Here is a 23,880-nt window from a genome sequence, read left to right on the forward strand (position 1 = left end):
ACGGACATTGGCGCCTAAAAAGGCAGGCTGATTCTACGGCAAAAAAAAATTAAAGGTAAGTCAGTGTTTATTGGACTTTGGTGGTGGCGGTCACTCGAGCCCGATTCTCCATAGGCCCTGAACTTTGAGGGGTGATCAATGGCCGACAAAGGGCTAACATGCCGGCCTGTCCTGCTTTTTCGCGTTTTGCCTATCTATGCCCAATCAGACCATCAAGACACCCTGCGTCGGCCTCTGCTCCACTGTTTACGGTGACCTGGTGTGCCGTGGCTGCAAGCGTTTCCACCACGAAGTGATCCACTGGAACGGTTACAACGAGGAAGAAAAGCGCGCGGTATGGCTGCGTCTTGAGCAGTTGCTGTCGCAGGTGATGGCCGCCAAGGTGGAAATTTTCGACCCGGCACTGCTGAGAATGCAGCTGGAGCAGCGCAAGATCCGCTTCGTGCCCCATCAGTCGGAATACTGTTGGGCCTACCAGTTGATCGCCCGCGGTGCGCGGGTGATCAACAACCTGGAGGCCTACGGGATGGTGTTGCTGCCGGAGTTTCGCGAGTGGAACCTGCCGGAACTGCGCGACGCCATTGATCGGGAATTTTTCCTGCTCTCCGAGGCCCATTACCAACGCTACATTGCGCCGGGTTTTTTGAAAGATGCCTTTGGCGCCTGACCCTCGCCACAAAAGCATGTTCGGCCTCAATGCTTGTCGACAATCTCCTCAAGATGATCCGCCACTTCCATCGGTTTGAGCACCAGCACGTCGCTCTCGACCGAATCGAGCACCACTTCCGCGGTATTGCCGATCAGCGCCCCTGACAACCCGCTACGCGCCACGGTACCGATCACCGTCACCGCCGCTTGCAACTTGTGCACCATGAACGGAATCAACACGTCCGCCGGGCCTTCCTCGATGTGCAGGTGTTCATCGTCGATGTCGAATTCAGCCTGGAACGACTTGCATTGCTCGCGGTAGCGCGCCTGGATGGTTTCGCTGAGTTGAAACGTCGGGTCGGCCGACGACAGCATCGGCGACGGGTGGGCGCTGATCACGTGCAAGTGGGCCTTGGCCAGGGTGGCGATGTCATAGCCGTGATCAATGATGGTGTCGTGCAGGTGGCGGTGTTCGAGGTCGCTGTTGCCGACGTCGATAGCGGCCAGGATCACTTTGTCTTTCCATGAACCGGCGGTTTTCACCAGCAGTACCGGGGAAGGGCATTGGCGCAGCAATTTCCAGTCCTCGGGTGTCAGCAGGGCCTTTTTCAGTGCGCTGTCGGGAAAGTGCTGCTTCACCACAAGGCCGCAGCCTTCGGCTTGCTGCACCTCGATGATGGTTTGATGCAGGCTCTGATTCCAGGCCTGCTCAGTGGTGATGTTGTAACCGTCTTCCTGTAAAGCGGCCTTGAGCACACCCAGCATGCCACTGTGATCATGCTTGGGATCGCACACCAGCAGATGCAACTGTGCCTGGGTCACACCGGCGATCAACTTCGCCCGTTTGAGCGCCAGGCTTTCGGAGTGTTCGGGGTCGATGACCACCAGAATGCTGCGTACGGCTTGCATGAGCGTGATCTCCTGAAAATAAAAAAGCACGGCGTTGCACAACTATAGTTGCTGTCTGCGATTCGGCGACTTGATGCATATCAACGGTTGGCGACTGGTGGTCTGCGGGCAGGCCGGTATAATCGGCGCCCTTCGTTTTGAACCTATTTTTCCGTGAGCCCCATGATCCTTCCCGAAATTCACGAGTTCCTTGGCTGCCGCACCCCCGACGGCTGGATCCAGGCCGCGCTGGCCGATCAGGAAACCCTGCTGATCGACCACAAGAACTGCGAATTCAAGGCCGCGAGCACCGCGTTGAGCCTGATCGCCAAGTATCACTCCCACGTCGATCTGATCAACATGATGTCGCGCCTGGCCCGGGAAGAGCTGGTGCACCACGAACAGGTCATGCGCCTGATGAAGCGCCGCAAGATCGGGCTGCGCCAGCTGTCCGCCGGGCGCTATGCATCGGGGCTGCGCAAGGTGGTACGCAGTCACGAGCCGGTGAAGCTGGTGGACACGTTGGTGGTGGGGGCGTTCATCGAAGCCCGCAGTTGCGAGCGTTTCGAAGCGCTGGTGCCGCATCTGGACGAAGAACTGGGCAAGTTCTATTTCGGCCTGCTCAAGAGCGAAGCCAGGCATTTCCAAGGTTACCTGAAGCTGGCTTATCAATATGGAGACGCCAAGGACATCGCCCAGGTGGTCGACAGGGTCCGCGCCGCCGAGCAGGAACTGATCGAATCGCCGGACGTGGAATTCCGTTTTCACAGCGGTGTGCCGGCTGCGGCGTAATCCCCCCTCCAGTCATGAACGGCTCAAACCCAGCCGTTCATGCCATTGCGCGATGGACTCTTCGGGGTACACATCGAACTGTTTATCCCCGGGTTGCGCCTGGACTTCCACCCATGATGCCTTTGAACCCAACATCAGGTGCGTGTGCTCCGGCGGCACCGGCAGCGGGGTGTCGATGGCCGAGGCGAACGGGTGGATCAACTCCGGCCACTGCGGGCTGAACAACCACAGACCCGAGCCGCAGACCGAGCAGAAATGCCGCTCGGCGGTGCTGCTGTGGGCGCGTTTGTCGCCGTCTTCCTTGAGTCGCGCATGGTAAATCGCGATGTGCTTGCGTCCGCGAACCTTGAGGCTGGCGGCATCGCCACCGAGATTGACCGCATAGCCGCCACCTCCCTGGGTCTTGCGGCAGATCGAGCAGTAGCAGCGCTGGTAAGGGTAGGGGTGGGCGCAGGTCAGACTGAACGACACCGCGCCGCAATGGCAGGAACCTTCGAGTTGCATAAGAATCTCCGGCTGTCTGGAACGTACCCGGAACAGCCTAGACCGTCAGGGCTACTCGACCGGCACCAGGATCGCGTCGCCGGTCGCCACCAGTTTCAGTTGATCACCGGTTTGCGCGAACAGCTCGGCGCGGGCGAACACCTGTTTCTTGCCGGCCTTCACCACCCGGCCCCGGGCGATGAACACTTCACCGATGGCAGGCGCCAGGCAGTTGACTGAAAAGTGCGAGGCCAGCACGTTGCCCGCCACGGTTCCTGCGGCGAAGCCACAAGCTGTGTCGAGCATCGCGCCAATCAGGCCGGCATGCAGGAAACCGGCGTATTGCGCCATGTCGGTCTCGCGAAAGGCCATCGTGAGTTCGACTTCGCCGCTTTCGGCGCGGGTAACTTCGAAGCCGGCCCAGCGGTTGAAGGCTGATGTCGAGTTGATGTGCTTGAGTGTGTTGAGCATGGCGAATCCCTCCGGTTGAGGGCTCAACATGCGCCGGGTGCGGGTGGATGTCATGGTCCATAAGGGAAGGTGATGGGCTGGTGGGTTGGTGGTGAATGGGATGGCCCTTTCGCGAGCAAGCCCGCTCCCACAGTTGGAGTGCACTTCCCTGTGGGAGCGGGCTTGCTCGCGAAGAACGATAACGCGGTCCCGCTGGACAGCCACCGCCAGCCAATCCAGCATGTCCCCCTCAAAACCGGGACATGACCTGATGCGACGACTACCTTCCCTGGCTGCCCTGCGAACCTTCGAATGCGCCGCCCGTCACGCCCATTTCGGCCGGGCGGCGGCCGAGCTGTGTGTCACCGACAGCGCGGTCAGCCACCAGATTCGCCAACTCGAAGAGCAGCTCGGTGTGCCGTTGTTCGTGCGTGAGGGCCGGCAGATTCGCCCGACCCTGGCCGCCGGTCGCCTGATGCAGAGCTTGCAGCAGGCGTTCGAACTGATTGGCGATGCCTGTGATGAACTGCGCGACCCTTCATCCCTGGCGGTATTGCGTCTGGCGGTCACCGCGGAGCTTGCGCAAAAGTGGCTGATGAGCCGGCTCACGGATTTCTACGCGCGCTACCCGCACATCACCCTGCATCTGTACGAACAGCCGATCGATGCCACGGCGCCGGGGGAAGACATCGACCTGGCGATCACCTACGGCACCGGCCCGGTGGACAGCACCGCGTATTTCGTCCGGCCGCTGCCGGCGTTGCAGTTCTTCCCGGTGTGCAGCCCCGGCCTGTTCAACCAGGGCACGCTGAAAACCCCGAAGGACCTGGCCCGCCACTGTCTGCTGCACGACGACCAGGACGGCAAGACCTGGACCGCGTGGCTCACCAGCCATGCCGGCGACCAACGCCCCGACCGGCAACTGTATTTCGCCCATGCCGGGCTGGCACTGGAGGCCGCGGCCCAAGGGCAGGGCGTGGCCATGGGCGACAACCTGACGGCCCAGGAAGATTTGCTCAGCGGTCGGCTGGTACGGCCGTTCACCTCGAGCATGACTGCGCTGGGCCAATACGCGCTGGTGTGCGAGCGGCTGCGGCTGGAGCGTCCGGCGGTGGCGCAGATGCTGGAATGGTTCAACGATCAGTTGCTCGATTGATGAGTTGAATTCAAGTATTCCGAAATAATCATCGTTGGCGAGCCAGTCGCCAACGCCCTTAGCCTGTGGTCATTCCAATCCCCGCTGAAGAGGTTTGACCATGGCCCGCTTGCTCGACACCACCCCCAAACAGGACGGTTTCCGTCTGCCCGGCGAATTCGAAGCCAAGTCCGGTTGCTGGCTCGGCTGGCCGGAGCGCACCGACGTCTGGCGCAACGGTGCCAAGCCGGCGCAGAAAGTCTGGGTGCAGATCGTCACCGCCATTTCCATGAGCGAACCGGTCACCGTGTGCGCCTCGGCGGCACAGTTCGCCACCGCGCGCCGTCAGTTGCCACCGCAAGTGCGCGTGGTGGAAATGACCTGCAACGACACCTGGTTCCGCGACAGCGGCCCGTGCTTTGTGGTCAATGACCAGAGCGGCGAAGTGCGCGGCGTCGACTTCGAATTCAATGCCTACGGCGGCCTCGACGGCGGCCTGTACTACCCGTGGGACAAGGACGACCAGATCGCCAGCAAGATCCTCGAAATCGAACGCTTCGACCGCTATCGCGCGCCGTTGATCGCCGAACTGGGCGGCATCCAGAGCGACGGCCAGGGCAGCATCCTGACCACCGAACAATGCCTGCTCAACCGTAACCGCAACCAGCACCTGGGCAAGGCCGAAGTGACCCGTCGCCTGACCGATTACCTCGGCGCCGAGCAGGTGATCTGGCTGCCACGGGGCTGCAAGTTCGACGAAACTGACGGCCACGTCGACGACCTCGCGTGCTTCGTGCGCCCCGGTGAAGTGGTGCTGCAATGGACCGACAACCGCGACGACCCGCAGTGGGAAATCTATCAGGAGGCCTACGACATCCTGCGCAGCACCCGCGACAGTCGCGGTCGCGAACTGATCGTGCACAAGCTGCCGCAACCGGATGTGCTGGAGTGGACCGCCGAAGAAGCCGAAGGCCTGGACCAGCAGGACAGCACCCATACCCGCCAGGCCGGGACGAAGATCTGCGCGTCGTACATCAACTACTACGCCGGCAACAGTTCCATCGTGGTGCCGCTGTTCGGTGATCGCAACGACAAGGTGGCGCTGGCGACCCTGGCCGAGCTGTTCCCGAAACACAGCATCGTCGGCATCGAAAACTCCCGGGAAATCCTCCTCGGTGGCGGCAACGTCGCGTGCATCACCATGCCGCAGTACGCCGCCACTGCTTCCAACAAGAAGGGAGTGTGAAAATGGGCCTGCACAAACTGACTCAAGCAATACTGCTGGTGCTTGCACCCCTGTGTGTGCAGGCCGCCGACACCACGAAGCCGGTGGTCAACCTGTACATCTGGGGCGAGTACCTGGCCCCGGACACCTTGAAGAATTTTGAAGCGAAAACCGGCATCCATGTGGTGGCCGACCACTTCGATTCCCTGGAAACCGTCGAGACCAAACTGCTCACCGGCCGCAGTGGTTATGACCTGGTGCTGACGGCGGGGCAGCATCTGTCCCGGGCCATCGAAAGTGGCGCGGTGCAGACGGTCGACAAGCAGCAACTGCCGCATTTCGCCGGGGTCGGCGAGGAGTTCCGCCAGCACATGGCGGTGTTCGATCCGGGTAACCGCTACGCCGGGATCTACGCCTGGGGCACCACGGGTGTGGGTTATCAGGAGCAGGCGGTCAAACAGCGCCTGCCCGACGCGCCGACCAACAGTTGGGCGATGCTGTTCGACCCGGCCGTGGTCGCGAAATTCGCCGATTGCGGGGTCAGCCTGCTCAACGATCCCAACGAAGTATTTGCGGCGGTCATGAAGTACATGGGCCTGGACATCAACCGCCAGAACCTCGATGACCTGAAGCTGGCCGAGCAGCAACTGGCGAAGATTCGTCCGTACATTCGCTACTTCGACAACGACCTGAACATCAGCGACCTGGCCAACGGCAACACCTGCGTGGCGATGTCGTGGAACGGCAACGTGGCCATCGCGGCGGGCCAGGCCGAGGCGGCGGGCAAGCCGTATTCGCTCAAGTACCGGATTCCGAAGGAGGGCACGCTGATCTGGTTCGATGCCATGGTCATTCCCAAGGATGCGCCGCACCCGAAGGCCGGCCTGGCATTGATGGACTACCTGATGACCCCGGAAGTGATCGCGCCGATTACTGACACCATCCATTACGCCAATGCGATCACGGCGGCGGACGGCTTGGTCGAGCCGGCGATTCGCAATGATCCGGGGACGTATCCGACGGCCGCGGTGAGGGCTTCGCTGTATAGCAAGAATGACAATGGCAAGGCGTTCAACCGGGCGTTGATCAGGGCATTCAGTCGGTTGAAGTCGGGGTTGTGATTTGTTTCGGGTGATGTATTGACTGGGCTGACGCCTTCGCGGGCAAGCCCGCTCCCACAAGGATCATTGTGTACGCAGCCTTTGTGCTCGACACAAAACCTGTGGGAGCGGGCTTGCCCGCGATGAACGATAACGCGGTTTATTTGTTGGGCACCCGCCACAAATACCAGGAGGCCACCGTCCGATAAGGGCTCCACGCCGACCCGATCTCGATCATCTGCTTGCGTGTCGGCTGCACCTCCAGGCCCTTGAGTCGTCGATAACCCTCACGCACCCCAAAGTCATCGGCCGGCAGGATATCCGGCCGCTCCAGGCTGTAGATCAGCAGCATCTCCACGGTCCAGCGGCCCACGCCGCGCAAGGTGATCAGTCGTTCGATCAGCGCTTCATCGTCCATGGCCAGTGCCGTGGCGTAATCCGGCACCACGCCGTCCAGCGCCGCCTGGGCGATGCCCTGGATGGTCGCGATCTTGCTCGCGGAAAATCCGCAACTGCGCAGTCGGTCGAAATCCGTGGCGACGATCTGTTCAGGCCTGGGAAACGAACCGGAACCGAACAGCGCGAGCAGTCGGCCGACTATCGCATCGCCGGCCTTGGCGTGCAGTTGCTGATAGGCAATCGCCCGCACCAGCGACTCATACGGGTCACGGGCCGCATGCGGCTGGTGCAGGCACGGGCCGATGGCGTCGATGTGGCGGCGCCAGTCGCCATCGATGGTCGCCAGGAACGCACTGGCCGCCCGATAGCCGTCGGCCATGGGCTCAGGCTTTCCCGGACGGTTTCAACAAGGCGTTTACTTCGCCATAGGTCAAAGCCTTCAGGTCGTGGCTATCGAACTTGCCGGTTTGCAGAAAGCTCTTGGCGATGCCGGCCATGGCGCCGTAGAGGAACTCGGCGATGCCCGAACCCGCGCTCAGACGGCGTACGCCCAGTGCCTCGAGCGCTTCAGGCGACGGCAGGCCCGGGAACCCCAGCACATTCAGTGGCAGCGAGGTGCCCTGGCACAGCGCCTTGATCTCGTACTCCGCGGTAACGCCGGCGGCAAACAGGCCATTGGCACCGGCCGCCTGATACAACGCGGCGCGCCTTAGGGTTTCGGCGACGCGATCTTCGGCGGGCACCAGACCCCGCAGGTAGACATCCGTGCGCGCATTGATAAACAGGTTCACGTTGCGCCGGTCGGCCACCTGGCGCGCGATCTCAATCTTGCGTACCAGCAACTCCGGTGGCGCGGAGCCGTCTTCGATATTGATCCCGACAGCGCCGGCGGCGATCACCGCATCAACCACCTGCGCTACCCGTTCCAGGTCATCGGAATAACCGGCCTCGATGTCCACGGTCAGCGGCACCGAAATGACCCGGGCAATCGACTCGACGGTCGAGACCAGGCGCTCAAGGGGCAGGGTGTTGCCGTCCGGATAGCCATGCACCCAGGCCACCGCCGCACTGCTGGTGGCCACGGCCTTGTTGCCCAGTTGCTCCACCAGTCGCGCTCCGGCGGCATCGGCGACGTTGGTGAGGATCAGCAATCCCTCGTGATGCAGTTGGTGCAGTTGATTGTCGAGCCTGTCCATCGAGTTTCCTTCCTTATGAAAAATCTGTGGGGGGATCAGAACGCCAATTGCTCAGTGAGCTGCACCGCTGCGTTCTCCAGCCTGAGCAGAAACGCCTTGCGCGGCTGGCCTCCAGCGTAGCCGGTCAACGAGCCGTCGGCGCCGATCACGCGGTGGCAGGGCACGACAATCGATAAGCGGTTATGCCCGTTGGCCAGGCCCACCGCCCGGCTGGCACCTGGCTTGCCCAGGCTTGCCGCGATGGCGCCGTAGGTGGTGGTCCGGCCGTAAGGGATCTTCGCCAGTTCAGCCCAGACCCGGCGGGAGAACTCGCTACCGGGCATGTGCAGGGCCACGCTGAACTCCGTGAGCGTGCCGGCGAAATACGCGGACAATTGTTCTTCGATCTGCTGTAAATGCGCGTTGTGCCCCGGCGCTACGGCATAGCCGAAACGGTTTTGCAGCGCTTCGACCGCAGGGTTCAGTGAGGCCTGGTCGAGAAACTCCAGCAGCACCAGACCTCGCCGTTCGGCCATGGCGATCATCGGCCCCAGCGGTGTGGTCAGGCGCGTGAACAGCAGCGGCTCGCTGTTGGCGGCGCGGCCTGGGGTGATGTGAAACGATTTCTGGAAGGCATCGCGAAAACCGCTCAGGGACTCGTAACCGGAATCGAAAGCAACGTCGTCGATGGAGTCGCCTTGCTTGATCCCGCCCAACGCCATGCCCAGACGCCGAGCGCGCAACCATGCGTGGAAGGTCATGCCGAAGTGCTGCTTGAACCAGCGGCGCAGTTTCAGCGGTTCGATGCCTTGGGCCAGTAGTTGGGCGTCGGTCCAGCGCTGCTCCGGGTCGGCGTCTACCGATCTGAACAGAGTCTGCACCCAGTCCGGCGCGCTGGCGGCGGTGTCCAGCGGTTTGCAGCGCAGGCAGGCGCGATAGCCCGCCGCCAGGCATTGTTCGGCGTTGGCAAAGAACTCGACATTTTCCGGCTTCGGGCTGCGGGCGGTGCAACCGGGGCGGCAGAAGATGCCTGTGGTCTTGACCGCCGTGAAGAACACCCCCTCGTAGGAGGTGTCTCGTTCGAGCATGGCGCGAACCATCTCGGCACGGGGCGGAAGCAGCGTTTTTTGTAGGTTCATGGGCGCAGCATAGATCGCGTCATGGATGACCTCCACCGGAAAATCGACAGTGAATTTCGTTCATTACACACAGCACCCTGTGGGAGCGGGCTTGCTCGCGAAGGCATCGTGTCATTCGACATTGAGGTGACTGACACGACGCCTTCGCGAGCAAGCCCGCTCCCACATTTTCAGGCGCGTCTGGCCATCAGAAGTACCGAAGCCGCCGCCGACAACAACCCGGCACAGCAGCGGTTGAACATCCGCTTGCCCGACGGCCTGGCGAACCAGCGGCGCATGTGCAGGCCCATGTAGGCGTAAGCGCCGATGGCGATCCATTCCAGCACCAGAAACAGCGCGCCCAACACCACGAACTGCGGCGCAATGGCGTGGGTCGAGTCGACGAATTGCGGCAGGAACGCGGTGAAGATCAGGATGGCCTTGGGGTTGCCGGCCGCTACCAGGAACTCCTGTCGGGCCAGCGCCAGCGTGCCCACTGGGGCTGTGGTGACCACGTTTTCCACACCCGGATCGGCGCGCCACAATTGCCAGGCGAGGTAGAACAGGTAGGCCGCGCCGAGGATCTTGATGGCGTAGAACAGCAACTCGGAGGTTTGCAACACCACCGCCAATCCCGCCGAGGCCAGGGCAATCATCCCGGCGAACGCCAACAACCGGCCGATGCCGGCGACACACGCGGTGCGGTAGCCATAGCGGGTCGAATTGCTGACCGACAGCAGGTTGTTGGGGCCGGGTGCCATATTGAGGGCGAAGCAGGCCGGCAGGAACAGGGTGAGGGTGGCGAGGTCCATGGTGGGCTCCTGTAGCAAGAGCGCTATTTTTATCACGGCTCACCCGCGACCAGACCCATACAGTCATGGGCGCAAACCACCGTACACGGGGCTATCTGGCGAATTTTTTCGCCCCGGCCACGCAAAGGATCACGGCGACAGTGACACCCAGCATGCCTACGCTGACATGTTCATGCAGCAGGGTGGCGGCCAGGGTCAGCCCGAAAAACGGCTGAAGCAGCTGCAATTGCCCGACGGCGGCGATGCCCCCTTGGGCCAGCCCGCGATACCAGAACACGAAACCGATCAGCATGCTGAACAGCGAGACGTAAGCCAGGCTGAACCAAGCCGGCGTGCTGATGCCGGTGAACGAAGCCGGCATCCGCATCCAGCTCAGCACCGCCACGACCGGCAGCGACAGCACCAGCGCCCAGCTGATCACCTGCCAGCCACCCAGCGTGCGCGACAGCTTCGCGCCTTCGGCATAACCCAGGCCGCAGGCGAGGATGGCCAGCAGCATCAGGATGTCGCCTTGCGGGGAGGCGGTCAGCCCTTGGGACAGGGCAAACCCGACCACCAGCAGGCTGCCCAGCACCGAGAAAATCCAGAACGCCGCCCGTGGCCGCTCGCCGCCGCGCAGGACGCCAAACACCGCCGTCGCCAGGGGCAACAGGCCGACGAAGACAATGGAGTGCGCGGACGTCACGTATTGCAGCGCCAGCGCGGTCAACAGGGGAAAGCCGATGACCACGCCCAAGGCAACGATGATCAACGGAATCAGTTGCTGGCGCGCCGGGCGTTTTTCCTTGAACAGCCACAGCAGGCACAGCGCCAGGACCGCCGCGATGGTCGCGCGCGCGACCGTCAGGAACACCGGGTCAAACTCCAGCACCGCCACCCGTGTCGCCGGCAGCGAGCCGCTGAAGATCACCACGCCGATCAGGCCGTTGATCCAGCCGCTGGTGCTGTTTTCCAGCGTCCGGTGTTGCAGGTTCGAGATCCGTTCCATTTGGCTCACGCTCATTGTCTGATTGCACGAAACTCATCGTATGAGCGACTATCGATACAATCAAAAAATTGTCATGGATACATCTCGACATGCCTCGTTCCCGCTACAAGACCCTGGTGGATGCCTTTGCCGCCGACATCCGCTCCGGTCGTCTGCCACCCGGCACGCGCCTGCCGACTCACCGGCAACTCGCCACGGAGCACGGTCTGGCGCTGGTCACCGCCAGCCGGGTGTATGCCGAGCTGGAGGGCATGGGCCTGGTCAGCGGCGAAACCGGACGCGGCACCTTCGTCAGGGAAACCTCGCTGCCGCCGGGGCAGGGCATCTCGCAGCACGTGGTGGCGGCGGGGATGATCGACCTGAATTTCAACTACCCGTCCTTGCCCGGTCAGGCCGACCTGTTGCGCACGGCCTTGCGTCAACTGGCCTTGTCGGGTGACCTGGAATCGCTCTTGCGCTATCAGCCCCACGCGGGACGCCTGCACGAGCGGGCCTCGGTTGCACGCCATCTGCTTGACCGCGGGCTGAGCGTGCCGGCCGAACAGGTGTTGATCGTCAGCGGCGCCCAGCATGGCCTGGCGGTGGCGATGATGACGCTGCTCAAGCCCGGCGATGTGATCGCCGCCGATGCGCTGACCTATCCCGGTTTCAAGACCCTGGCTGAAACCCTGCATCTGGAAGTCTTGCCGATTCCGGTCACCGATACCGGGCCTGATCTGCCAGCGCTGGAAAAACTCTGCCGCAGCCGATCGGTACGGGCCGTCTACTCGATGCCGACCTTGCACAACCCTTTGGGCTGGGTGATGGACTTCGATCAGCGCGAGCAGTTGGTGGCGATTGCGCGCCGGCATGACCTGACGATCATCGAGGATGCGGCCTACGCGTTCCTGGCCGAAAACGTACCGCCCCCGTTGGCCGAGTTGGCGCCGGAGAGGACGGTGTACGTATCCGGCCTGTCGAAGAATGTCGCCACCGGGTTGCGCGTTGGCTTCATTGCCGCACCCGCGCAATGGGTCGCCGCCTTCGAGCGCACCGTCATGGCGACCACCTGGAATACCCCCGGCGTGATGACTGCCATCGTCACGGCCTGGCTCGACGACGGCACCGTCAGCCAACTGGAGGCGCAAAAACGCGCGGACGCCCGGGCCCGGCAAGCCTTGGCCCGCGAGGTGCTGGCAGGGCTCAGGACCATCAGTCACCCGAACTCCTACTTCATCTGGTTGCCGTTGGCGGAAGACGCCCGGGCCGACCGGATCGCCATGGAGCTGATGCGCGAGCAGGTGTCGGTGTCGCCGGCCGAGCCCTTTGCGATTTCGGCCCATGTGCCGCACGCGATACGCTTGGCGTTGGGCTCGGTGGACATGGACTCGCTGCGCGTTGCCCTGAGCAAGGTTAAAAACGTCGTTGGCTATTACTCATAGCGCTGCAGGGCAGTTTTCTTCAATACGCGAGCCGCTCGGCTCTTTACCTTGAGGGCCTTGTTCAATTCGATGGAAGAAGGTGTGCAATGAGTCTGATGATGTCCATGGCGGCGTTTGCGCTGGTCGCGTCCATCACGCCGGGGCCGGTCAATATCGTAGCGTTGAGCTCCGGCGCACGGTTTGGCTTCAGGGCCAGCCAGCGCCACGTGGCCGGGGCCACGCTGGGGTTTGTCTTGCTGTTGGTGCTGATGGGCCTGGGCCTGCATGAATTGTTGTTGCGGTGGCCGGCGCTGACGAAAGTGGTGCAATGGGCAGGGGTAGCCTTTCTGTTGTACATGGCCTACAAGCTGGCGGCCGACAATGGGCAGGTGCAGGCCAGTGAATCGGCCCAGGCGCCATCGATGCTGTATGGCGCCATCATGCAATGGCTCAACCCGAAGGCCTGGCTGGCCTGCGTGGCTGGCATGGGCGCGTTCGTCGCCGATGGCGAGGGGAGCCTGGTCTGGCAGTTCGCCGCGATTTATCTGGTGATCTGTTATGTGTCGGTCGGGTGCTGGGCGTATGCCGGGACGTTTCTGCGCGGTTTCCTGAACAACCCGGCGGGTATGCGCCTGTTCAATCGCGCCATGGCGTTGCTGCTGGTGGTGAGTGCGGTGTGTCTGGTGTTGCCGGAGATGCACTGACAACGAGTGTTTTTCCATCATCTGGTTAGTGTGCAGAAATGCCCTACGCACTTATCAGAAACAGCTTATATCGGTTTTCGTCATCCTCGGGAAAGCTTGCGTGCGCTTGAACGAGGGTGGCTTCCCAGTCCCCCCTTATCCCTCATGCAGACCCAGGACGTCTGGATTATCTCAATCCCCCTGCGCTCCTTCTTCTACCGTTGCTGCGATTAACGACACGTTTACGGTGTTGACGCTGTCCTCACTGGCGAGGGCAGCGAACGGGCAATGGCAGAGCGCGACCCCGGGCTCACTGCTAACCCAATGTAAAAGGACGGACATGAACGACACCTTGCACCGTACGGACACGCTTAATCCCGTCAAGACCGTTATTTGCGGACCCCAAAAAAAGCACTGGATCGAGTTTCAGTTGTTGGACGAGCAGGGTGAGCCGCTGGCAAACCTGCCCTGGCACGCCGTGAATGAGGCCACTCGATGTGGCATCGCTACCGAATATGCCGGGCAGAGCGATGAACAAGGGGTGATCCGCATTGACGGGCTGCATCCGTTAGCCATCACCCTGCAAATGCAGGCCGATCCCTTGGCCGAGCAATTGCAAGGTCGGCGCCTGCGTGGCGTACGGCCGGAACCACCGCGACCGGGATTAGGTAACCGCACGCCACTGTATGGGCCGCAGCGCTCGGGGTTTTCGCCGATCGAGCAACAGGCGTTGATGGACGGTCATAGTTATCACTACCTGCGGATTGGGCAGTTGTGCGGTCGACTTCCGACGTTCGTGCCGCCTCTGCAGGACCCGGCTGAGCTCCCGGCCTTCCATTTTCCCGAGCGGATATTGAGTGGTTTTACCGTTGACGATGAGCAACTGGATCGTCGTCATGTGCTGGAAGTTTGCCCGTTCCGAGCCTGGTCACTGGTATTGCATCACCAGGCGGAGTACAGCCTGGCCAATGCTTACAACCTGGGGTTGATGAGTATTCTGGCGTACAGCAACCGACCCAAAAAGGACCGTGGATCTGTTGAGGAGCTTTTTGAGGAGCAATGCTTGGATCTGTCGCGTACACCGCGGGTCTGGGATAACGGCCAAGCGTGGCCCTGTTTGGTCACGGACGTACCGTTCAGTGATCGTTATGTAACGGTTAAGCCCATAAATACGGCTCAAGCTGAGCCGCCGGAAGGCAACACGCAGCTGTTTTATGCCATCAGCGCCACTCAGGTGCTGGTCGCCTGGCGCGGCACCGAAACCGACGGTCTCGCCGATCTCATTACCGATGTCACCTTCCGCCCAACCGAGCCGAAGGTTGCGGCCCAGTGTGACGCCAAGGTGCCTTGTGGCGACCTGACTCCAGCAGGCAGCGTACATATGGGTTTCCGTGATGCCTTCGAAGTGGCCATAAGACGTTATGCGAATGATTTGGGCGAGACGATATTGGAACATGCGTTCGACAAAGAACTGTTTATCTGTGGCCATAGCCTGGGTGGCGCTCTTGGTCTGATTCATGCCGCGTCGCTCAAACAACGCAACCCACTCTTGTACACCTACGGCATGCCTCGCACCTTCACCCTCAAGGCTATTCAGTCCCTGAACGAGATCTGGCATTTCCGCCATGTCAACGACACCGACGTCGTCCCCCGTGTCCCTCCCGAGGCGGCGCTGGACAATCATCTGTATGACCTCTATGGACCGATGGGTACATTGCTGGGCTTTAGCTGGTCGGCCCGCCAGGCATTGGTCAGTGCATTGTTCAAACACGACGACCCCTTCAGCCATCACGGCGAAGTCGCCATGTTTTTCCGCACCGAACAACATCAGGAACAACCCATCACGCCATATCCCGCCTACCGCAACCCACAGGGCCAGCCCTATCGCAGCACCATCTCCTACAAATTGCAGGAAAAGGCCAAGTTGTACCTGGTGCCCAGCTTGAGTGAGGCTGAAGAACAGCAGGCCAAACAAGCCCAGGAGCGTCTGCATGCATCGCTCAACGCCGAAAGCCGCGCCAGGTTTTTTCCACCGTACAGCAACCCGGCAGTGGGCCGGATGCTGCGCATAGGTGACCACTACATGTCGCAGTACCAGCCTTATATCCACAATCAGCTAATGGAGTCGATCAATTCCGAGCGCGAGCCGTTGCTGGAGCGGCAGGTGCAGCGACGTAAGTTCGAGCGGCAGATGCAGGAATACTACGGCAGGACTCCCGAAGATGAATTCACCCGAAACAGTGTGTTCCTCGAATTGCAGAAGCTGATCGACCGGGCCTTGCGGGTCACGCGGCAGGCGGAGGGCGGCGCCGAGGCGCTACAGCGCTTCGATGCTGTTGCTGACCCCCTGGCCTTTTACGAAAAAACCTTCGGATAAGGCCGTAACGGTAAAGGAAAATCATGCGCCAAAAAATCTCCGTTGGTTTGTTTGTTGCGTTGTTCAGCCTCAGTGGTTGCGGTCAGGATTACAGCCTGTCTCCGCCTGCGGACAGTGAACAGGTCACGGTGACGGTCAAAGTCCCCAAGGAACTGAAAGCGGAGACCATGCAGGTCATGTACCGCTCGCTCACTTGTAAACGTATTTCTCGAGGTGCCAGCGGTCAGCGTCTTGAGTCAGACGGTCATCACGGATTGGATGTGCAACTGCAACGTCAGGGATCAAGCGATCTCTTTCAAGTCAAGCTGCCGAAGGATGGCGGGGGTGCCTGCAACTGGCATCTGGCCAATGTGACCTTTGGCGTTGTCTATGTCGATCCAACCCGCTTCGGCGAAAACGTGATTACAGGAGGGGGGGAGGAGTGATCGTGATATTTGACCACAACAATTCGCCACGAGGCGGTGCGGATATTGAAGTGGATGGAGATTTGACGATCAAGAAGGATTATTACCCTTGGTTGAAAGAGAGCTTTCTAGGGGGCTACAGCAAGCGTATCAGCCTCGTGGGAGAGGGCGATATCTATCTCAGCTATCAAGCAACGCAGGCGCGGAAAGTGTATTTCGAACCAGTGCTGCATCCCGACTTTGTAGTCTATTCAGCGGAACCAAAAGTAAAGAAAAAAGGTGACCACACCACCTTTACCTATCCCGACGGTACCGTCGTTGCGGATGGTAAATGGCATCCTGTTTTCTTGAAGCTACAAACTATTCGGACCGGGCGTGATCGCGATTGTTTCGATGTTTGGCGTTACGCCAACTGCCAAGGCCGCCGTCCACAGCTATTGCCCGATTGGCTGCCCGAGCCTGACCAGGCAGGATTTGGGCGCTACCTCCTAGTCGACGAATGGGGCAACAAGCTGCCGTCGTATTCCTATCGATTGGTTGGCCAAAGCGGTGAGGTATTTCAGGGCCGCACCGAACCCAATGGACGGACAGCACTATTGCCTGTCAGTGCGCATCCGCTGCGCAAGGCCGAGTTTCCCGAGCGGGCTTGGTGATCAGATGGCTCACCCCCGATACTGCCCCGGCGTAGCCGCCAGGTGTTGTTTGAATGCCCGTTGAAAATGCGCCTGATCGGCGAACCCCGCTTCCAGTGCCACGTCCGCGATCAGCTTGCCGCTGCGCAATTGATCCTGGGCGAACTGGATGCGCCGGTTCACCAGGAACGCGTGGGGCGTCATGCCGTAATGCTGCTTGAAGGCGCGGATCAGGTAGGACGGCGACAGTTGCGCCGCCTGGCAAATGTCTTCGAGCCTGAGGGTTTGCGTGCAGTGGTCACGGATGTAATCGGCCGCGCGCTCCAGCTTGAAGTTGGGTTCGCGCAGCGGCTGGGCTGCCGGGTTGAGTCGTAGCTGAACCTCGGTAAAGAACTCCACGGCCACGCTGTGTTTGCGCAGCACGTCTTGCTGTGGATCGACCAGCACCTCATACAAACCCGCGAGGCCGGCAAACAGCTGGGCGTCGCGGGTATGGGTTAGGGAAAAGCGGCGAAACGCCGCGTCATCGCCGAACCCGAGCTGATGCTGCAAATCGGTCAGCCACGGCGTATCGACGTACAGCATCAGGTACGACCAGGGTTGGTCTTCGATCGGGTTGCAGGCGTGGACGTCGCCGGGGTTCATCAGCACCACCGTGCCGACGCCGACCTCGAACGCCGACTGCTCATGCATGTAGGTGCTGCGCCCGGCGGTGATCGCCCCGATGGAAAAGTGCTCGTGGGCGTGCCGGGTGTAGCAGACTTCGCGCCCGTCGGCGATGGAGCGGGCTTCGATGAAGGGCAGGGCATCATCGCGCCAGAAGCGCGGGGCCTTGTCGGCGTTCTTGGCAACGGCGTGCTTCATGCTCACTCCTCGGCAGGTCAGCGCCCGAGTGTATTAGCTCTCGCCGTCAAAGGCGCGCTGCAACGTCGCAATATCGAGTTTTTTCATCTGCATCATCGCCTGCATGGCCCGTTGGGATTTTTTCGTGTCGGGGTCTTTGATCATGTCCATCATCGCGACGGGGACGATCTGCCACGACAGCCCGAACTTGTCCTTGAGCCAACCGCATTGCTGGGCTTCGGGCGTGCCACCGGCCGACAGGTTGCCCCAGTAATGATCGACTTCTTCCTGGCTCAGACAATTGACCTGAAACGAAACCGCCTCACTGAACTTGAACAACGGCCCGCCGTTGAGACCGGTGAAACTCTGACCGTCGAGTTCAAAGCTGACGGTCATGACCGAGCCCTCGGGCTGGCCGTGGAACTCGAATCCGGCGTGGCCGTAATGGGTGATGGCAGTGATTTTCGAGTGGTCGAAGATCGAGCAATAGAATTTCGCCGCCTCTTCGGCCTGATCGTCGAACCACAGGCAGGGCGTGAGTTTTTGTACGCGTAGCATGGTGCCAGCTCCTCTGCAGGTAACGCATGTTCCGGACTTTCAGCGTAGTCAGCCTCTGGTCGTCTGGCCGTACCGTAGATCGAGAAAATTGCCGCAGGGTAGCGTGGTGGTAGTCGAAGTGACTTTAAAGAGAGTCAAACAGACTATTTTGGTGATGGGTCTTTATGACACGCATGAGCGCAAGTGCCTGGATCTAAAGGGGTAAAAACCTGGCACGGGACTTGAAAAGGTAAACGTACAACTGAATGCCTTCAGGAGTACGCACAATGTTCAACTTATTCAGCAACCCTCGAAACGTTCTTCAATGGTCGAGCCGTGTGCTCGGCGCGGGTCTGGCAATGCTGCTGGCCGGCGTTTACGGTGCCTATCTCTACGACGGCCATCTGTCGATCGTAGTGCTGGTGTCCATGCACGCCATGACCATTCTCGGCCCGACCCTGTTGAAAGTCGGCTATGTCATGCGCCTGCTTTCCCAGTATCGGCTGAGCCGAGGCCCGATCCGGGTGTTGGCTTGATGTGCCGGCTTGCCGCTGCACCGGTTTTCAGTCTTGGCTTTCGCCCGTTCTTTCTGGCCGGGGCCGGGTTCGCGGCCCTCGCCGTGGCGATCTGGGCAGTGTGGCTGTACGGCCGTTTACCCGCCGCGCAACCTCTGGGTGGTATGCTCGCCTGGCATCGACATGAAATGCCTTTCGGATTTGCCGCGGCCATCATTGCCGGGTTCCTGCTGACGGCAGTGCCCAACTGGACGGGCCGGCCGGGGCTCAGGGGCTGGCCGCTGATCGGCCTGGTGCTGGTGTGGCTGCTGGCGCGACTGGCCTGGTGGCTGCCGATGCCTGCCCCCTTGCTACTGGCCTTGCAGGTTCCGTTTCTGCCGCTGCTGGCGTGGGTGTTGGGACGCGATCTGCTGGCTGCGGGCAAACGAGAGAATTATCCGGTTCTGTTGATGGTGTCGTTGCTGGCCGGGTGTCAGGCGTTGACGTTGCTGGGTATTGCCCTGGATGACGCCAATCTGCAACGCCATGGCGTGTTGGCTGCCTTGTGGCTGGTGGGCGCGCTGATGAGCGTGATCGGCGGACGGGTGATTCCCTTCTTTATCCAACGCGGCTTGAACCGGCCCGCAACGCCTGCGCCCCATCCGTTGCCGGGCAAGGTGTTGCTGATCAGCGCCATGCTGGCGGCGGTGTCTTTTGCTGCCGATTTGAACGACGTCCCGCGGGTGCGGCTGGCGCTGTTGTTTGCGTTGATCAGCGGTTTGCATCTGCTGCGATTGTGGCGCTGGCATGATCGCGGCCTGTGGCGCGTGCCGCTGCTGTGGTCGCTGTACCTGGCTTATGCCTGGCTCGCGGTGGCGACACTGGCCATGGCGCTGTGGCACCTGGGCTGGATGCCGCAACAAAGCCAGGCCACCCATTCACTGGCCGTCGGCGGTATCGGCGGGTTGGTTCTGGCGATGATCGCGCGGGTCAGCCTGGGGCATACCGGGCGGCCGTTGCTGCCCTCGAAAGTAATCGTTGTGGGATTTGCCCTGGTGCTGGTGGCGGGTGTGTCACGGGTGTTGCTGGTGCCGTTTTCCGGGTGGGGATTGGGAATGTCGGCGCTGCTTTGGTGTATGGCATTCGGGCTGTTTCTTTCGCGTTACATCGGTATTTTGTTCAAGCCCAGGGTGTAGGAGCGAAGCTTGCTCGCGACGGACGTCAACGATAACGCGCCCTGTCTGAATGACCGCGTTGTACTGACGTTTTTCGCGAGCAAGCTCGCTCCTACAGGTGACCGGTGGTCGATGCGCCACGGCCTGCCGGCAAATTTGCGCTTAGCTGAAGGGATAGCCCGAGGCGCGCACAGGTTTTACAAGGCCGCAGCGACGCCCCTTCAGATCACCCTGAGTCTGAGGAACTGCGCCATGCTCACCCTGAACATCAATGGCCAGGATCAGGAGCTGGATGTCCCCGCCGACATGCCGCTGCTCTGGGTCTTGCGCGATGTCGCCCACCTCACCGGCACCAAGTTCGGCTGCGGTATGGCCCAATGCGGGGCCTGCACCGTGCACGTCGATGGCGCACCGCTGCGCTCGTGCATCACACCGGCCACAGCCGTGGCCCATGGGCAAAAAATTCTTACCATCGAGGGCCTTTCCGCGGACGGTTCGCACCCGGTGCAACAGGCCTGGGCGGAACTTGACGTGGTCCAGTGTGGCTACTGCCAGTCCGGGCAGATCATGTCGGCGGCGGCGTTGCTGGCGAAAATTCCGCAACCGACCGACAGCGACATCGATCAGGCGCTGTCCGGCAACATCTGCCGTTGCGGCACTTACCCGCGGATCCGCGCGGCGGTCAAACGCGCCGCCGAGCTGGGTTGAGGTGGCCATGAACAGCATCAATGGGTTATCGCGTCGTGGTTTTCTCAAGGGCAGTGCCGTGCTGGGCGGTGGGCTGGTGGTGGCGTTTGCCATGCCCGGTGCCCACCGTTTCGCCATGGGCGCGGAGAACCAGGGCAACGTGTTTGCACCCAACGCCTTCCTGCGCATTGGCAACGACAACAGCGTCACCGTGTTGCTCGGCCACTCGGAAATGGGCCAGGGCATCTGGACCGGCCTGACCATGCTGATCGCCGAAGAACTGGACGCCGACTGGACGAAAATCCGCGTCGAGCATTCCCCGGCTTCGGCCGCCGATTACGGCCTGCCTGGCTTTGGCGGGATGCAGATCACCGGCGGCTCGACCTCGACCTGGATGGAGTTTGACCGCTATCGTCAGGCGGGCGCGGCGGCGCGCTTGATGTTGATCGACGCGGCGGCCAAGCGTTTCAACATCGCACCGTCCGGGATTCATACAGAATCGGGGGTGGTCATTGCCGGTGAACACCGTGCCACCTATGGCGAACTGGCCGATGACGCCGGGCAGTTGCCACGACCGGACCCGGCCTCGATCAAACTCAAGGACGCCAAGGACTGGAGGCTGATCGGCAAGCCCACCAAGCGTCTGGACACACCGGAGAAAATCACCGGCCGGGCAAAGTTCGGCATGGACGTGCAGTTTGACGGGTTGATGACCGCGATGGTCGCCCGTTCACCCACCTTCGGCGGCAGCGTAAAATCCTTTGAAGGCGCCGAAGCGCTGGCGATTCCGGGGGTGCACAAAGTGGTGCAAGTGCCGACGGGAATCGCGGTGATTGCCGATCATTTTTGGGCGGCGAAGTTGGGGCGCGATGCGCTGAAAATCGAGTGGAATCCAGGGCCGAACGCTGGGCTCGACAGCCAGGCGTTGCTGGAAAACTTCCGCAAGCTCGCCACCACCCCCGGCCTGAACGCCGGTCAGGCAGGCGATACCCAGGCAGCGCTGGCGAAAGCGGCGAAGAAAATCGACGTTGAATACAGCGTGCCTTACCTGGCCCACGCACCGATGGAGCCGCTGAACTGCACGGTGAGCATCACCCAGGACAAATGCGAAATCTGGACCGGCACCCAGTTCCAGACCCTGGACCAGATGGTCGCCGGGGAAATCACCGGGCTCAAACCCGAACAGGTGTTGATCCATACCGAATTTCTCGGCGGCGGCTTCGGGCGCCGGGCCAATCCGACGTCGGATTTCGTCAGCGAAGCGGTGTATGTCGCCAAGGCCGCCGGTGCACCGGTGAAAACCGTGTGGGCGCGGGAAGACGACATCCGCGGCGGCTATTACCGTTCGGCGTTCCTGCACCATGCGCGTATCGGGCTGGGCGCCGACGGCCTGCCGCTGGCCTGGAAGCATGTGATGGTCGGGCAGTCGATCATGGCCGGGACCTCGCTTGAGGCGAGCATGGTCAAGGACGGAATCGACAAGACCTCCGTCGAAGGCGTGGCCGACAGCCCTTACCTCGAAGGACTGGCCAATCACCAGATCGAACTGCACTCACCGAAAACCGGCATCAGCGTGTTGTGGCTGCGTTCGGTGGGGCACACCCACACTGCGTTTGTCATGGAGTCGCTGATCGATGAGCTGGCCACGGCGGCCGGCAAGGATCCGGTGGAATACCGACGCACCTTGCTCAAGGACCATCCGCGCCACCTCGGTGTGCTGAACCTCGCGGTGGAGAAGGCCAACTGGACCGCGCCACTGCCGGACGGCCATGCCCTGGGTGTGGCGGTGCATGAGTCGTTCGGCAGCTACGTGGCCCAGGTGGCCGAGGTGTCCCAGGACAACCTTGCCATCCGCGTGCACCGGGTGGTGTGTGCGGTGGACTGCGGCATTGCGGTCAACCCGCAGAGCATCGCCGCGCAGATGGAGTCGGGCATCACCTTTGGCCTGAGCTTCGCCTTGCACAGCAAATTGACGCTCAAGGACGGGCAGGTGGTGCAGTCCAACTATCATGACTATCAGGTGCTGCGGCTCAACGAAATGCCGGTGGTCGAAGTGCATATCGTGCCCAGTAGCGACAAACCCGGTGGTATCGGCGAAGCCGGTGTACCACCCACGGCGCCGGCGGTGGCCAATGCGGTGTTTGCCTTGACCGGGCAGCGCCTGCGCGAACTGCCCTTGCAGCTGTCGGGGGTGTGAGATGAAACGACATCACTGGTTGCTTGGGGCGGTGATCCTGGTCTGTCTCATAGCCTACGCATCCCACGTGTTCGCCGATGACCGCGAGGCCTTGCAGGCGTTCGACACCGTGCAGAAGGTCTTCCAGAGCCCCCGTTGCCAGAACTGCCACATTCCCGGGGATTCGCCGCTGCAATTCGATGCCGGTGTGCCCCACGCCATGAATGTCGTGCGGGGCATGGACGGCAAGGGCTCGGCCGGGTTGCCCTGTGCAACCTGCCATGCGCAAAACAATCCGCCGGCCAGTTACGGTCCGCACGCGCCACCGGGGGCGCCGCACTGGAGTTTGCCTCCGGCCGCGCATCGCATGGCCTGGATCGGCCTGCCAGCCGACCGGCTATGCGCGATGATCAAGGATCGCTCCAGCAATGGCGATCGGGATTTTGCCGCGCTGATCAAGCACGTCAGCGACGACAAGCTGGTGCTGTGGGGCTGGAATCCGGGCGGCAATCGTGCGCCGGTGCCGGTGCCGCACGATATCTTCGTCACCCGGTTCAAACTCTGGGCCGATGCAGGAGGGCCGTGTCCTGTGGCGGGTAGCTGACCAGCGGCACGCTAACAGGGAGTCAATGCGGGTATGGGCGACTCTAACGTGCATACCTGCAAAGGAGTGAACGATGTTGATCTCAGGCAAAACGGGCAAATCGGGCCGATCCGCAAACCCCTTGCTCACGCCACAGCAAGAACGTGAACGGCTGCGGGATCTAGCGCGCCAGGCTGAGCGAGAGCTGGCAGGCGTGCAGATGGCGAGCATGGACGAGCTGACGCTGCTGTCCAATCGCCATGGTTTCGCCGAACTGGCCCGACTCGGGCTTGGCGCCTGCCGGGAGCTGGAAACGCCGGCAACGCTGCTGTACTTCACCCTCGATGAATTCAAGCGCATCAGCTATCTGTATGGCCGGGCCAAAGGTGACGATGCACTCAAGACATTTGCCGATGTCCTGCGTATCGGCTTTCGTGAAAACGATGTGGTCGGCCGACTCGAAGGCGACCGGTTCGTGGCGCTGCTGACCGGTTCCACTGCCGTGGAGATTGCAGTGATCAAGGCTCGGCTCAATGAGATACTCGACGAGCGCAACGCCACGGCGCATCGCAGTTATGACATTCGGTTCAGTGTTACCCAGGTCGAATATGACCCTATTGTTCATGACTCAATCGAGGAACTGCTGGGTGAGGCCGAGCGTGTGATGAGCCGTTAG

26 protein-coding genes are annotated in these 23,880 nt (G+C 61.5%); 16 read left to right on the plus strand and 10 right to left on the minus strand.

The features are described from left to right. The first annotated feature begins 196 nt into the window (after positions 1–196). Positions 197–667 carry a DUF1289 domain-containing protein gene (locus AC3IX1_RS12430; protein WP_489388404.1) on the plus strand — a complete coding sequence of 157 codons (471 nt, stop codon included), beginning with the start codon at positions 197–199 and terminating at the stop codon, positions 665–667. A gap of 26 nt (positions 668–693) precedes the next feature. Here the strand turns inward: AC3IX1_RS12430 and AC3IX1_RS12435 are convergent, their stop codons facing one another. Next, complete coding sequence (locus AC3IX1_RS12435) at positions 694–1,557, minus strand: universal stress protein (protein ID WP_489388405.1); 864 nt, start codon at positions 1,555–1,557, stop codon at positions 694–696. Positions 1,558–1,719: 162 nt separating this feature from the next. Between AC3IX1_RS12435 and AC3IX1_RS12440 the strand changes: the two genes are divergently transcribed. Beyond that, on the plus strand, positions 1,720–2,328 hold the full coding sequence (locus AC3IX1_RS12440) for a MiaE family protein (RefSeq protein WP_489388406.1): 609 nt from the start codon (positions 1,720–1,722) through the stop codon (positions 2,326–2,328). A gap of 12 nt (positions 2,329–2,340) precedes the next feature. On the opposite strand, the gene AC3IX1_RS12445 is transcribed toward AC3IX1_RS12440, so the two are convergent. Both AC3IX1_RS12445 and AC3IX1_RS12450 read right to left on the minus strand, forming a co-directional pair. Beyond that, on the minus strand, positions 2,341–2,832 hold the full coding sequence (locus AC3IX1_RS12445) for a GFA family protein (RefSeq protein WP_489388407.1): 492 nt from the start codon (positions 2,830–2,832) through the stop codon (positions 2,341–2,343). A 51-nt stretch (positions 2,833–2,883) separates the two neighbouring features. After that, positions 2,884–3,282: a PaaI family thioesterase gene (locus tag AC3IX1_RS12450; protein WP_489388408.1), complete on the minus strand. Its 399-nt coding sequence runs from the start codon at positions 3,280–3,282 to the stop codon at positions 2,884–2,886. A gap of 250 nt (positions 3,283–3,532) precedes the next feature. Here AC3IX1_RS12450 and AC3IX1_RS12455 point away from each other — a divergent pair, with 250 nt between their 5' ends. The 3 genes from AC3IX1_RS12455 (at position 3,533) to AC3IX1_RS12465 (ending at position 6,742) form a co-directional block, all read left to right on the plus strand. Continuing rightward, positions 3,533–4,417: a LysR substrate-binding domain-containing protein gene (locus AC3IX1_RS12455; protein WP_090454991.1), complete on the plus strand. Its 885-nt coding sequence runs from the start codon at positions 3,533–3,535 to the stop codon at positions 4,415–4,417. 100 nt (positions 4,418–4,517) lie between these two features. Further along, positions 4,518–5,642: an agmatine deiminase gene (gene aguA, locus AC3IX1_RS12460; RefSeq protein ID WP_489388409.1), complete on the plus strand. Its 1,125-nt coding sequence runs from the start codon at positions 4,518–4,520 to the stop codon at positions 5,640–5,642. Positions 5,643–5,644: 2 nt separating this feature from the next. Beyond that, positions 5,645–6,742, plus strand: coding sequence for an extracellular solute-binding protein (locus tag AC3IX1_RS12465; protein ID WP_489388410.1), 1,098 nt, complete (start codon positions 5,645–5,647; stop codon positions 6,740–6,742). 139 nt (positions 6,743–6,881) lie between these two features. On the opposite strand, the gene AC3IX1_RS12470 is transcribed toward AC3IX1_RS12465, so the two are convergent. From AC3IX1_RS12470 to AC3IX1_RS12490, 5 genes are all read right to left on the minus strand, one after another. Beyond that, a complete protein-coding gene (locus AC3IX1_RS12470; RefSeq protein WP_489388411.1) occupies positions 6,882–7,499 on the minus strand; it encodes a DNA-3-methyladenine glycosylase family protein in 618 nt (205 codons plus the stop codon). A gap of 4 nt (positions 7,500–7,503) precedes the next feature. Next, positions 7,504–8,316 carry an isocitrate lyase/PEP mutase family protein gene (locus tag AC3IX1_RS12475; RefSeq protein WP_489388412.1) on the minus strand — a complete coding sequence of 271 codons (813 nt, stop codon included), beginning with the start codon at positions 8,314–8,316 and terminating at the stop codon, positions 7,504–7,506. Between the two features lie 35 nt (positions 8,317–8,351). Continuing rightward, a complete protein-coding gene (locus AC3IX1_RS12480; RefSeq protein ID WP_489388413.1) occupies positions 8,352–9,434 on the minus strand; it encodes a bifunctional transcriptional activator/DNA repair enzyme AdaA in 1,083 nt (360 codons plus the stop codon). Positions 9,435–9,604: 170 nt separating this feature from the next. Then, the gene (locus tag AC3IX1_RS12485) at positions 9,605–10,225 is read right to left on the minus strand and encodes a LysE family translocator (protein ID WP_489388414.1); all 621 of its coding nucleotides are present in this window, start codon (positions 10,223–10,225) and stop codon (positions 9,605–9,607) included. Positions 10,226–10,316: 91 nt separating this feature from the next. Beyond that, positions 10,317–11,213 carry a DMT family transporter gene (locus AC3IX1_RS12490; protein ID WP_489388415.1) on the minus strand — a complete coding sequence of 299 codons (897 nt, stop codon included), beginning with the start codon at positions 11,211–11,213 and terminating at the stop codon, positions 10,317–10,319. Between the two features lie 89 nt (positions 11,214–11,302). Between AC3IX1_RS12490 and AC3IX1_RS12495 the strand changes: the two genes are divergently transcribed. The 5 genes from AC3IX1_RS12495 to AC3IX1_RS12515 all read left to right on the plus strand — a co-directional run bounded on the left by AC3IX1_RS12495 (position 11,303) and on the right by AC3IX1_RS12515 (position 16,730). After that, the gene (locus AC3IX1_RS12495; protein WP_489388416.1) at positions 11,303–12,634 is read left to right on the plus strand and encodes an aminotransferase-like domain-containing protein; all 1,332 of its coding nucleotides are present in this window, start codon (positions 11,303–11,305) and stop codon (positions 12,632–12,634) included. Between the two features lie 86 nt (positions 12,635–12,720). Continuing rightward, positions 12,721–13,317: a LysE family translocator gene (locus tag AC3IX1_RS12500; RefSeq protein WP_489388417.1), complete on the plus strand. Its 597-nt coding sequence runs from the start codon at positions 12,721–12,723 to the stop codon at positions 13,315–13,317. Positions 13,318–13,636: 319 nt separating this feature from the next. After that, complete coding sequence (locus AC3IX1_RS12505) at positions 13,637–15,673, plus strand: lipase family protein (RefSeq protein WP_489388418.1); 2,037 nt, start codon at positions 13,637–13,639, stop codon at positions 15,671–15,673. A gap of 23 nt (positions 15,674–15,696) precedes the next feature. Further along, positions 15,697–16,098 carry a hypothetical protein gene (locus AC3IX1_RS12510; RefSeq protein WP_489388419.1) on the plus strand — a complete coding sequence of 134 codons (402 nt, stop codon included), beginning with the start codon at positions 15,697–15,699 and terminating at the stop codon, positions 16,096–16,098. After that, positions 16,095–16,730: a hypothetical protein gene (locus AC3IX1_RS12515; RefSeq protein ID WP_489388420.1), complete on the plus strand. Its 636-nt coding sequence runs from the start codon at positions 16,095–16,097 to the stop codon at positions 16,728–16,730. The genes AC3IX1_RS12510 and AC3IX1_RS12515 overlap by 4 nt, the downstream gene beginning before the upstream one ends. 9 nt (positions 16,731–16,739) lie before the next feature. Here AC3IX1_RS12515 and AC3IX1_RS12520 read toward each other — a convergent pair whose 3' ends face one another. Continuing rightward, positions 16,740–17,573: a helix-turn-helix transcriptional regulator gene (locus AC3IX1_RS12520; protein ID WP_489388421.1), complete on the minus strand. Its 834-nt coding sequence runs from the start codon at positions 17,571–17,573 to the stop codon at positions 16,740–16,742. 33 nt (positions 17,574–17,606) lie between these two features. Next, positions 17,607–18,110, minus strand: coding sequence for a VOC family protein (locus AC3IX1_RS12525; protein WP_489388422.1), 504 nt, complete (start codon positions 18,108–18,110; stop codon positions 17,607–17,609). 266 nt (positions 18,111–18,376) lie between these two features. Between AC3IX1_RS12525 and AC3IX1_RS12530 the strand changes: the two genes are divergently transcribed. The 6 genes from AC3IX1_RS12530 to AC3IX1_RS12555 all read left to right on the plus strand — a co-directional run bounded on the left by AC3IX1_RS12530 (position 18,377) and on the right by AC3IX1_RS12555 (position 23,880). After that, positions 18,377–18,625 (plus strand): transmembrane sensor/regulator PpyR, encoded by a 249-nt coding sequence (locus AC3IX1_RS12530; RefSeq protein ID WP_489388423.1) that lies wholly within the window; start codon positions 18,377–18,379, stop codon positions 18,623–18,625. Then, positions 18,625–19,779: an NnrS family protein gene (locus tag AC3IX1_RS12535; protein WP_489388424.1), complete on the plus strand. Its 1,155-nt coding sequence runs from the start codon at positions 18,625–18,627 to the stop codon at positions 19,777–19,779. The genes AC3IX1_RS12530 and AC3IX1_RS12535 overlap by 1 nt, the downstream gene beginning before the upstream one ends. Positions 19,780–20,010: 231 nt before the next feature. Beyond that, on the plus strand, positions 20,011–20,466 hold the full coding sequence (locus tag AC3IX1_RS12540; protein WP_489273309.1) for a (2Fe-2S)-binding protein: 456 nt from the start codon (positions 20,011–20,013) through the stop codon (positions 20,464–20,466). A 7-nt stretch (positions 20,467–20,473) separates the two neighbouring features. Beyond that, the gene (locus tag AC3IX1_RS12545) at positions 20,474–22,642 is read left to right on the plus strand and encodes a xanthine dehydrogenase family protein molybdopterin-binding subunit (protein WP_489388425.1); all 2,169 of its coding nucleotides are present in this window, start codon (positions 20,474–20,476) and stop codon (positions 22,640–22,642) included. A gap of 1 nt (position 22,643) precedes the next feature. Continuing rightward, on the plus strand, positions 22,644–23,225 hold the full coding sequence (locus AC3IX1_RS12550) for a hypothetical protein (RefSeq protein WP_489388426.1): 582 nt from the start codon (positions 22,644–22,646) through the stop codon (positions 23,223–23,225). A gap of 73 nt (positions 23,226–23,298) precedes the next feature. Continuing rightward, positions 23,299–23,880, plus strand: coding sequence for a GGDEF domain-containing protein (locus AC3IX1_RS12555; RefSeq protein WP_489388427.1), 582 nt, complete (start codon positions 23,299–23,301; stop codon positions 23,878–23,880).

This window comes from Pseudomonas sp. KH_046_2 (assembly GCF_057838985.1).

Excerpts from the sequence above, each read along its gene's own strand:
- AC3IX1_RS12435 (WP_489388405.1), bottom strand. The coding sequence starts at position 1,557 with ATGCAAGCCGTACGCAGCATTCTGGTGGTCATCGACCCCGAACACTCC.
- AC3IX1_RS12520 (WP_489388421.1), bottom strand. The coding sequence starts at position 17,573 with ATGAAGCACGCCGTTGCCAAGAACGCCGACAAGGCCCCGCGCTTCTGG.
- aguA (WP_489388409.1), top strand. The coding sequence starts at position 4,518 with ATGGCCCGCTTGCTCGACACCACCCCCAAACAGGACGGTTTCCGTCTG.
- AC3IX1_RS12450 (WP_489388408.1), bottom strand. The coding sequence starts at position 3,282 with ATGCTCAACACACTCAAGCACATCAACTCGACATCAGCCTTCAACCGC.
- AC3IX1_RS12535 (WP_489388424.1), top strand. The coding sequence starts at position 18,625 with ATGTGCCGGCTTGCCGCTGCACCGGTTTTCAGTCTTGGCTTTCGCCCG.
- AC3IX1_RS12470 (WP_489388411.1), bottom strand. The coding sequence starts at position 7,499 with ATGGCCGACGGCTATCGGGCGGCCAGTGCGTTCCTGGCGACCATCGAT.
- AC3IX1_RS12510 (WP_489388419.1), top strand. The coding sequence starts at position 15,697 with ATGCGCCAAAAAATCTCCGTTGGTTTGTTTGTTGCGTTGTTCAGCCTC.
- AC3IX1_RS12555 (WP_489388427.1), top strand. The coding sequence starts at position 23,299 with ATGTTGATCTCAGGCAAAACGGGCAAATCGGGCCGATCCGCAAACCCC.
- AC3IX1_RS12430 (WP_489388404.1), top strand. The coding sequence starts at position 197 with ATGCCCAATCAGACCATCAAGACACCCTGCGTCGGCCTCTGCTCCACT.
- AC3IX1_RS12525 (WP_489388422.1), bottom strand. The coding sequence starts at position 18,110 with ATGCTACGCGTACAAAAACTCACGCCCTGCCTGTGGTTCGACGATCAG.
- AC3IX1_RS12545 (WP_489388425.1), top strand. The coding sequence starts at position 20,474 with ATGAACAGCATCAATGGGTTATCGCGTCGTGGTTTTCTCAAGGGCAGT.
- AC3IX1_RS12445 (WP_489388407.1), bottom strand. The coding sequence starts at position 2,832 with ATGCAACTCGAAGGTTCCTGCCATTGCGGCGCGGTGTCGTTCAGTCTG.
- AC3IX1_RS12530 (WP_489388423.1), top strand. The coding sequence starts at position 18,377 with ATGTTCAACTTATTCAGCAACCCTCGAAACGTTCTTCAATGGTCGAGC.
- AC3IX1_RS12550 (WP_489388426.1), top strand. The coding sequence starts at position 22,644 with ATGAAACGACATCACTGGTTGCTTGGGGCGGTGATCCTGGTCTGTCTC.
- AC3IX1_RS12495 (WP_489388416.1), top strand. The coding sequence starts at position 11,303 with ATGCCTCGTTCCCGCTACAAGACCCTGGTGGATGCCTTTGCCGCCGAC.
- AC3IX1_RS12475 (WP_489388412.1), bottom strand. The coding sequence starts at position 8,316 with ATGGACAGGCTCGACAATCAACTGCACCAACTGCATCACGAGGGATTG.
- AC3IX1_RS12465 (WP_489388410.1), top strand. The coding sequence starts at position 5,645 with ATGGGCCTGCACAAACTGACTCAAGCAATACTGCTGGTGCTTGCACCC.
- AC3IX1_RS12455 (WP_090454991.1), top strand. The coding sequence starts at position 3,533 with ATGCGACGACTACCTTCCCTGGCTGCCCTGCGAACCTTCGAATGCGCC.
- AC3IX1_RS12505 (WP_489388418.1), top strand. The coding sequence starts at position 13,637 with ATGAACGACACCTTGCACCGTACGGACACGCTTAATCCCGTCAAGACC.
- AC3IX1_RS12440 (WP_489388406.1), top strand. The coding sequence starts at position 1,720 with ATGATCCTTCCCGAAATTCACGAGTTCCTTGGCTGCCGCACCCCCGAC.
- AC3IX1_RS12540 (WP_489273309.1), top strand. The coding sequence starts at position 20,011 with ATGCTCACCCTGAACATCAATGGCCAGGATCAGGAGCTGGATGTCCCC.
- AC3IX1_RS12480 (WP_489388413.1), bottom strand. The coding sequence starts at position 9,434 with ATGAACCTACAAAAAACGCTGCTTCCGCCCCGTGCCGAGATGGTTCGC.
- AC3IX1_RS12500 (WP_489388417.1), top strand. The coding sequence starts at position 12,721 with ATGAGTCTGATGATGTCCATGGCGGCGTTTGCGCTGGTCGCGTCCATC.
- AC3IX1_RS12490 (WP_489388415.1), bottom strand. The coding sequence starts at position 11,213 with ATGGAACGGATCTCGAACCTGCAACACCGGACGCTGGAAAACAGCACC.
- AC3IX1_RS12485 (WP_489388414.1), bottom strand. The coding sequence starts at position 10,225 with ATGGACCTCGCCACCCTCACCCTGTTCCTGCCGGCCTGCTTCGCCCTC.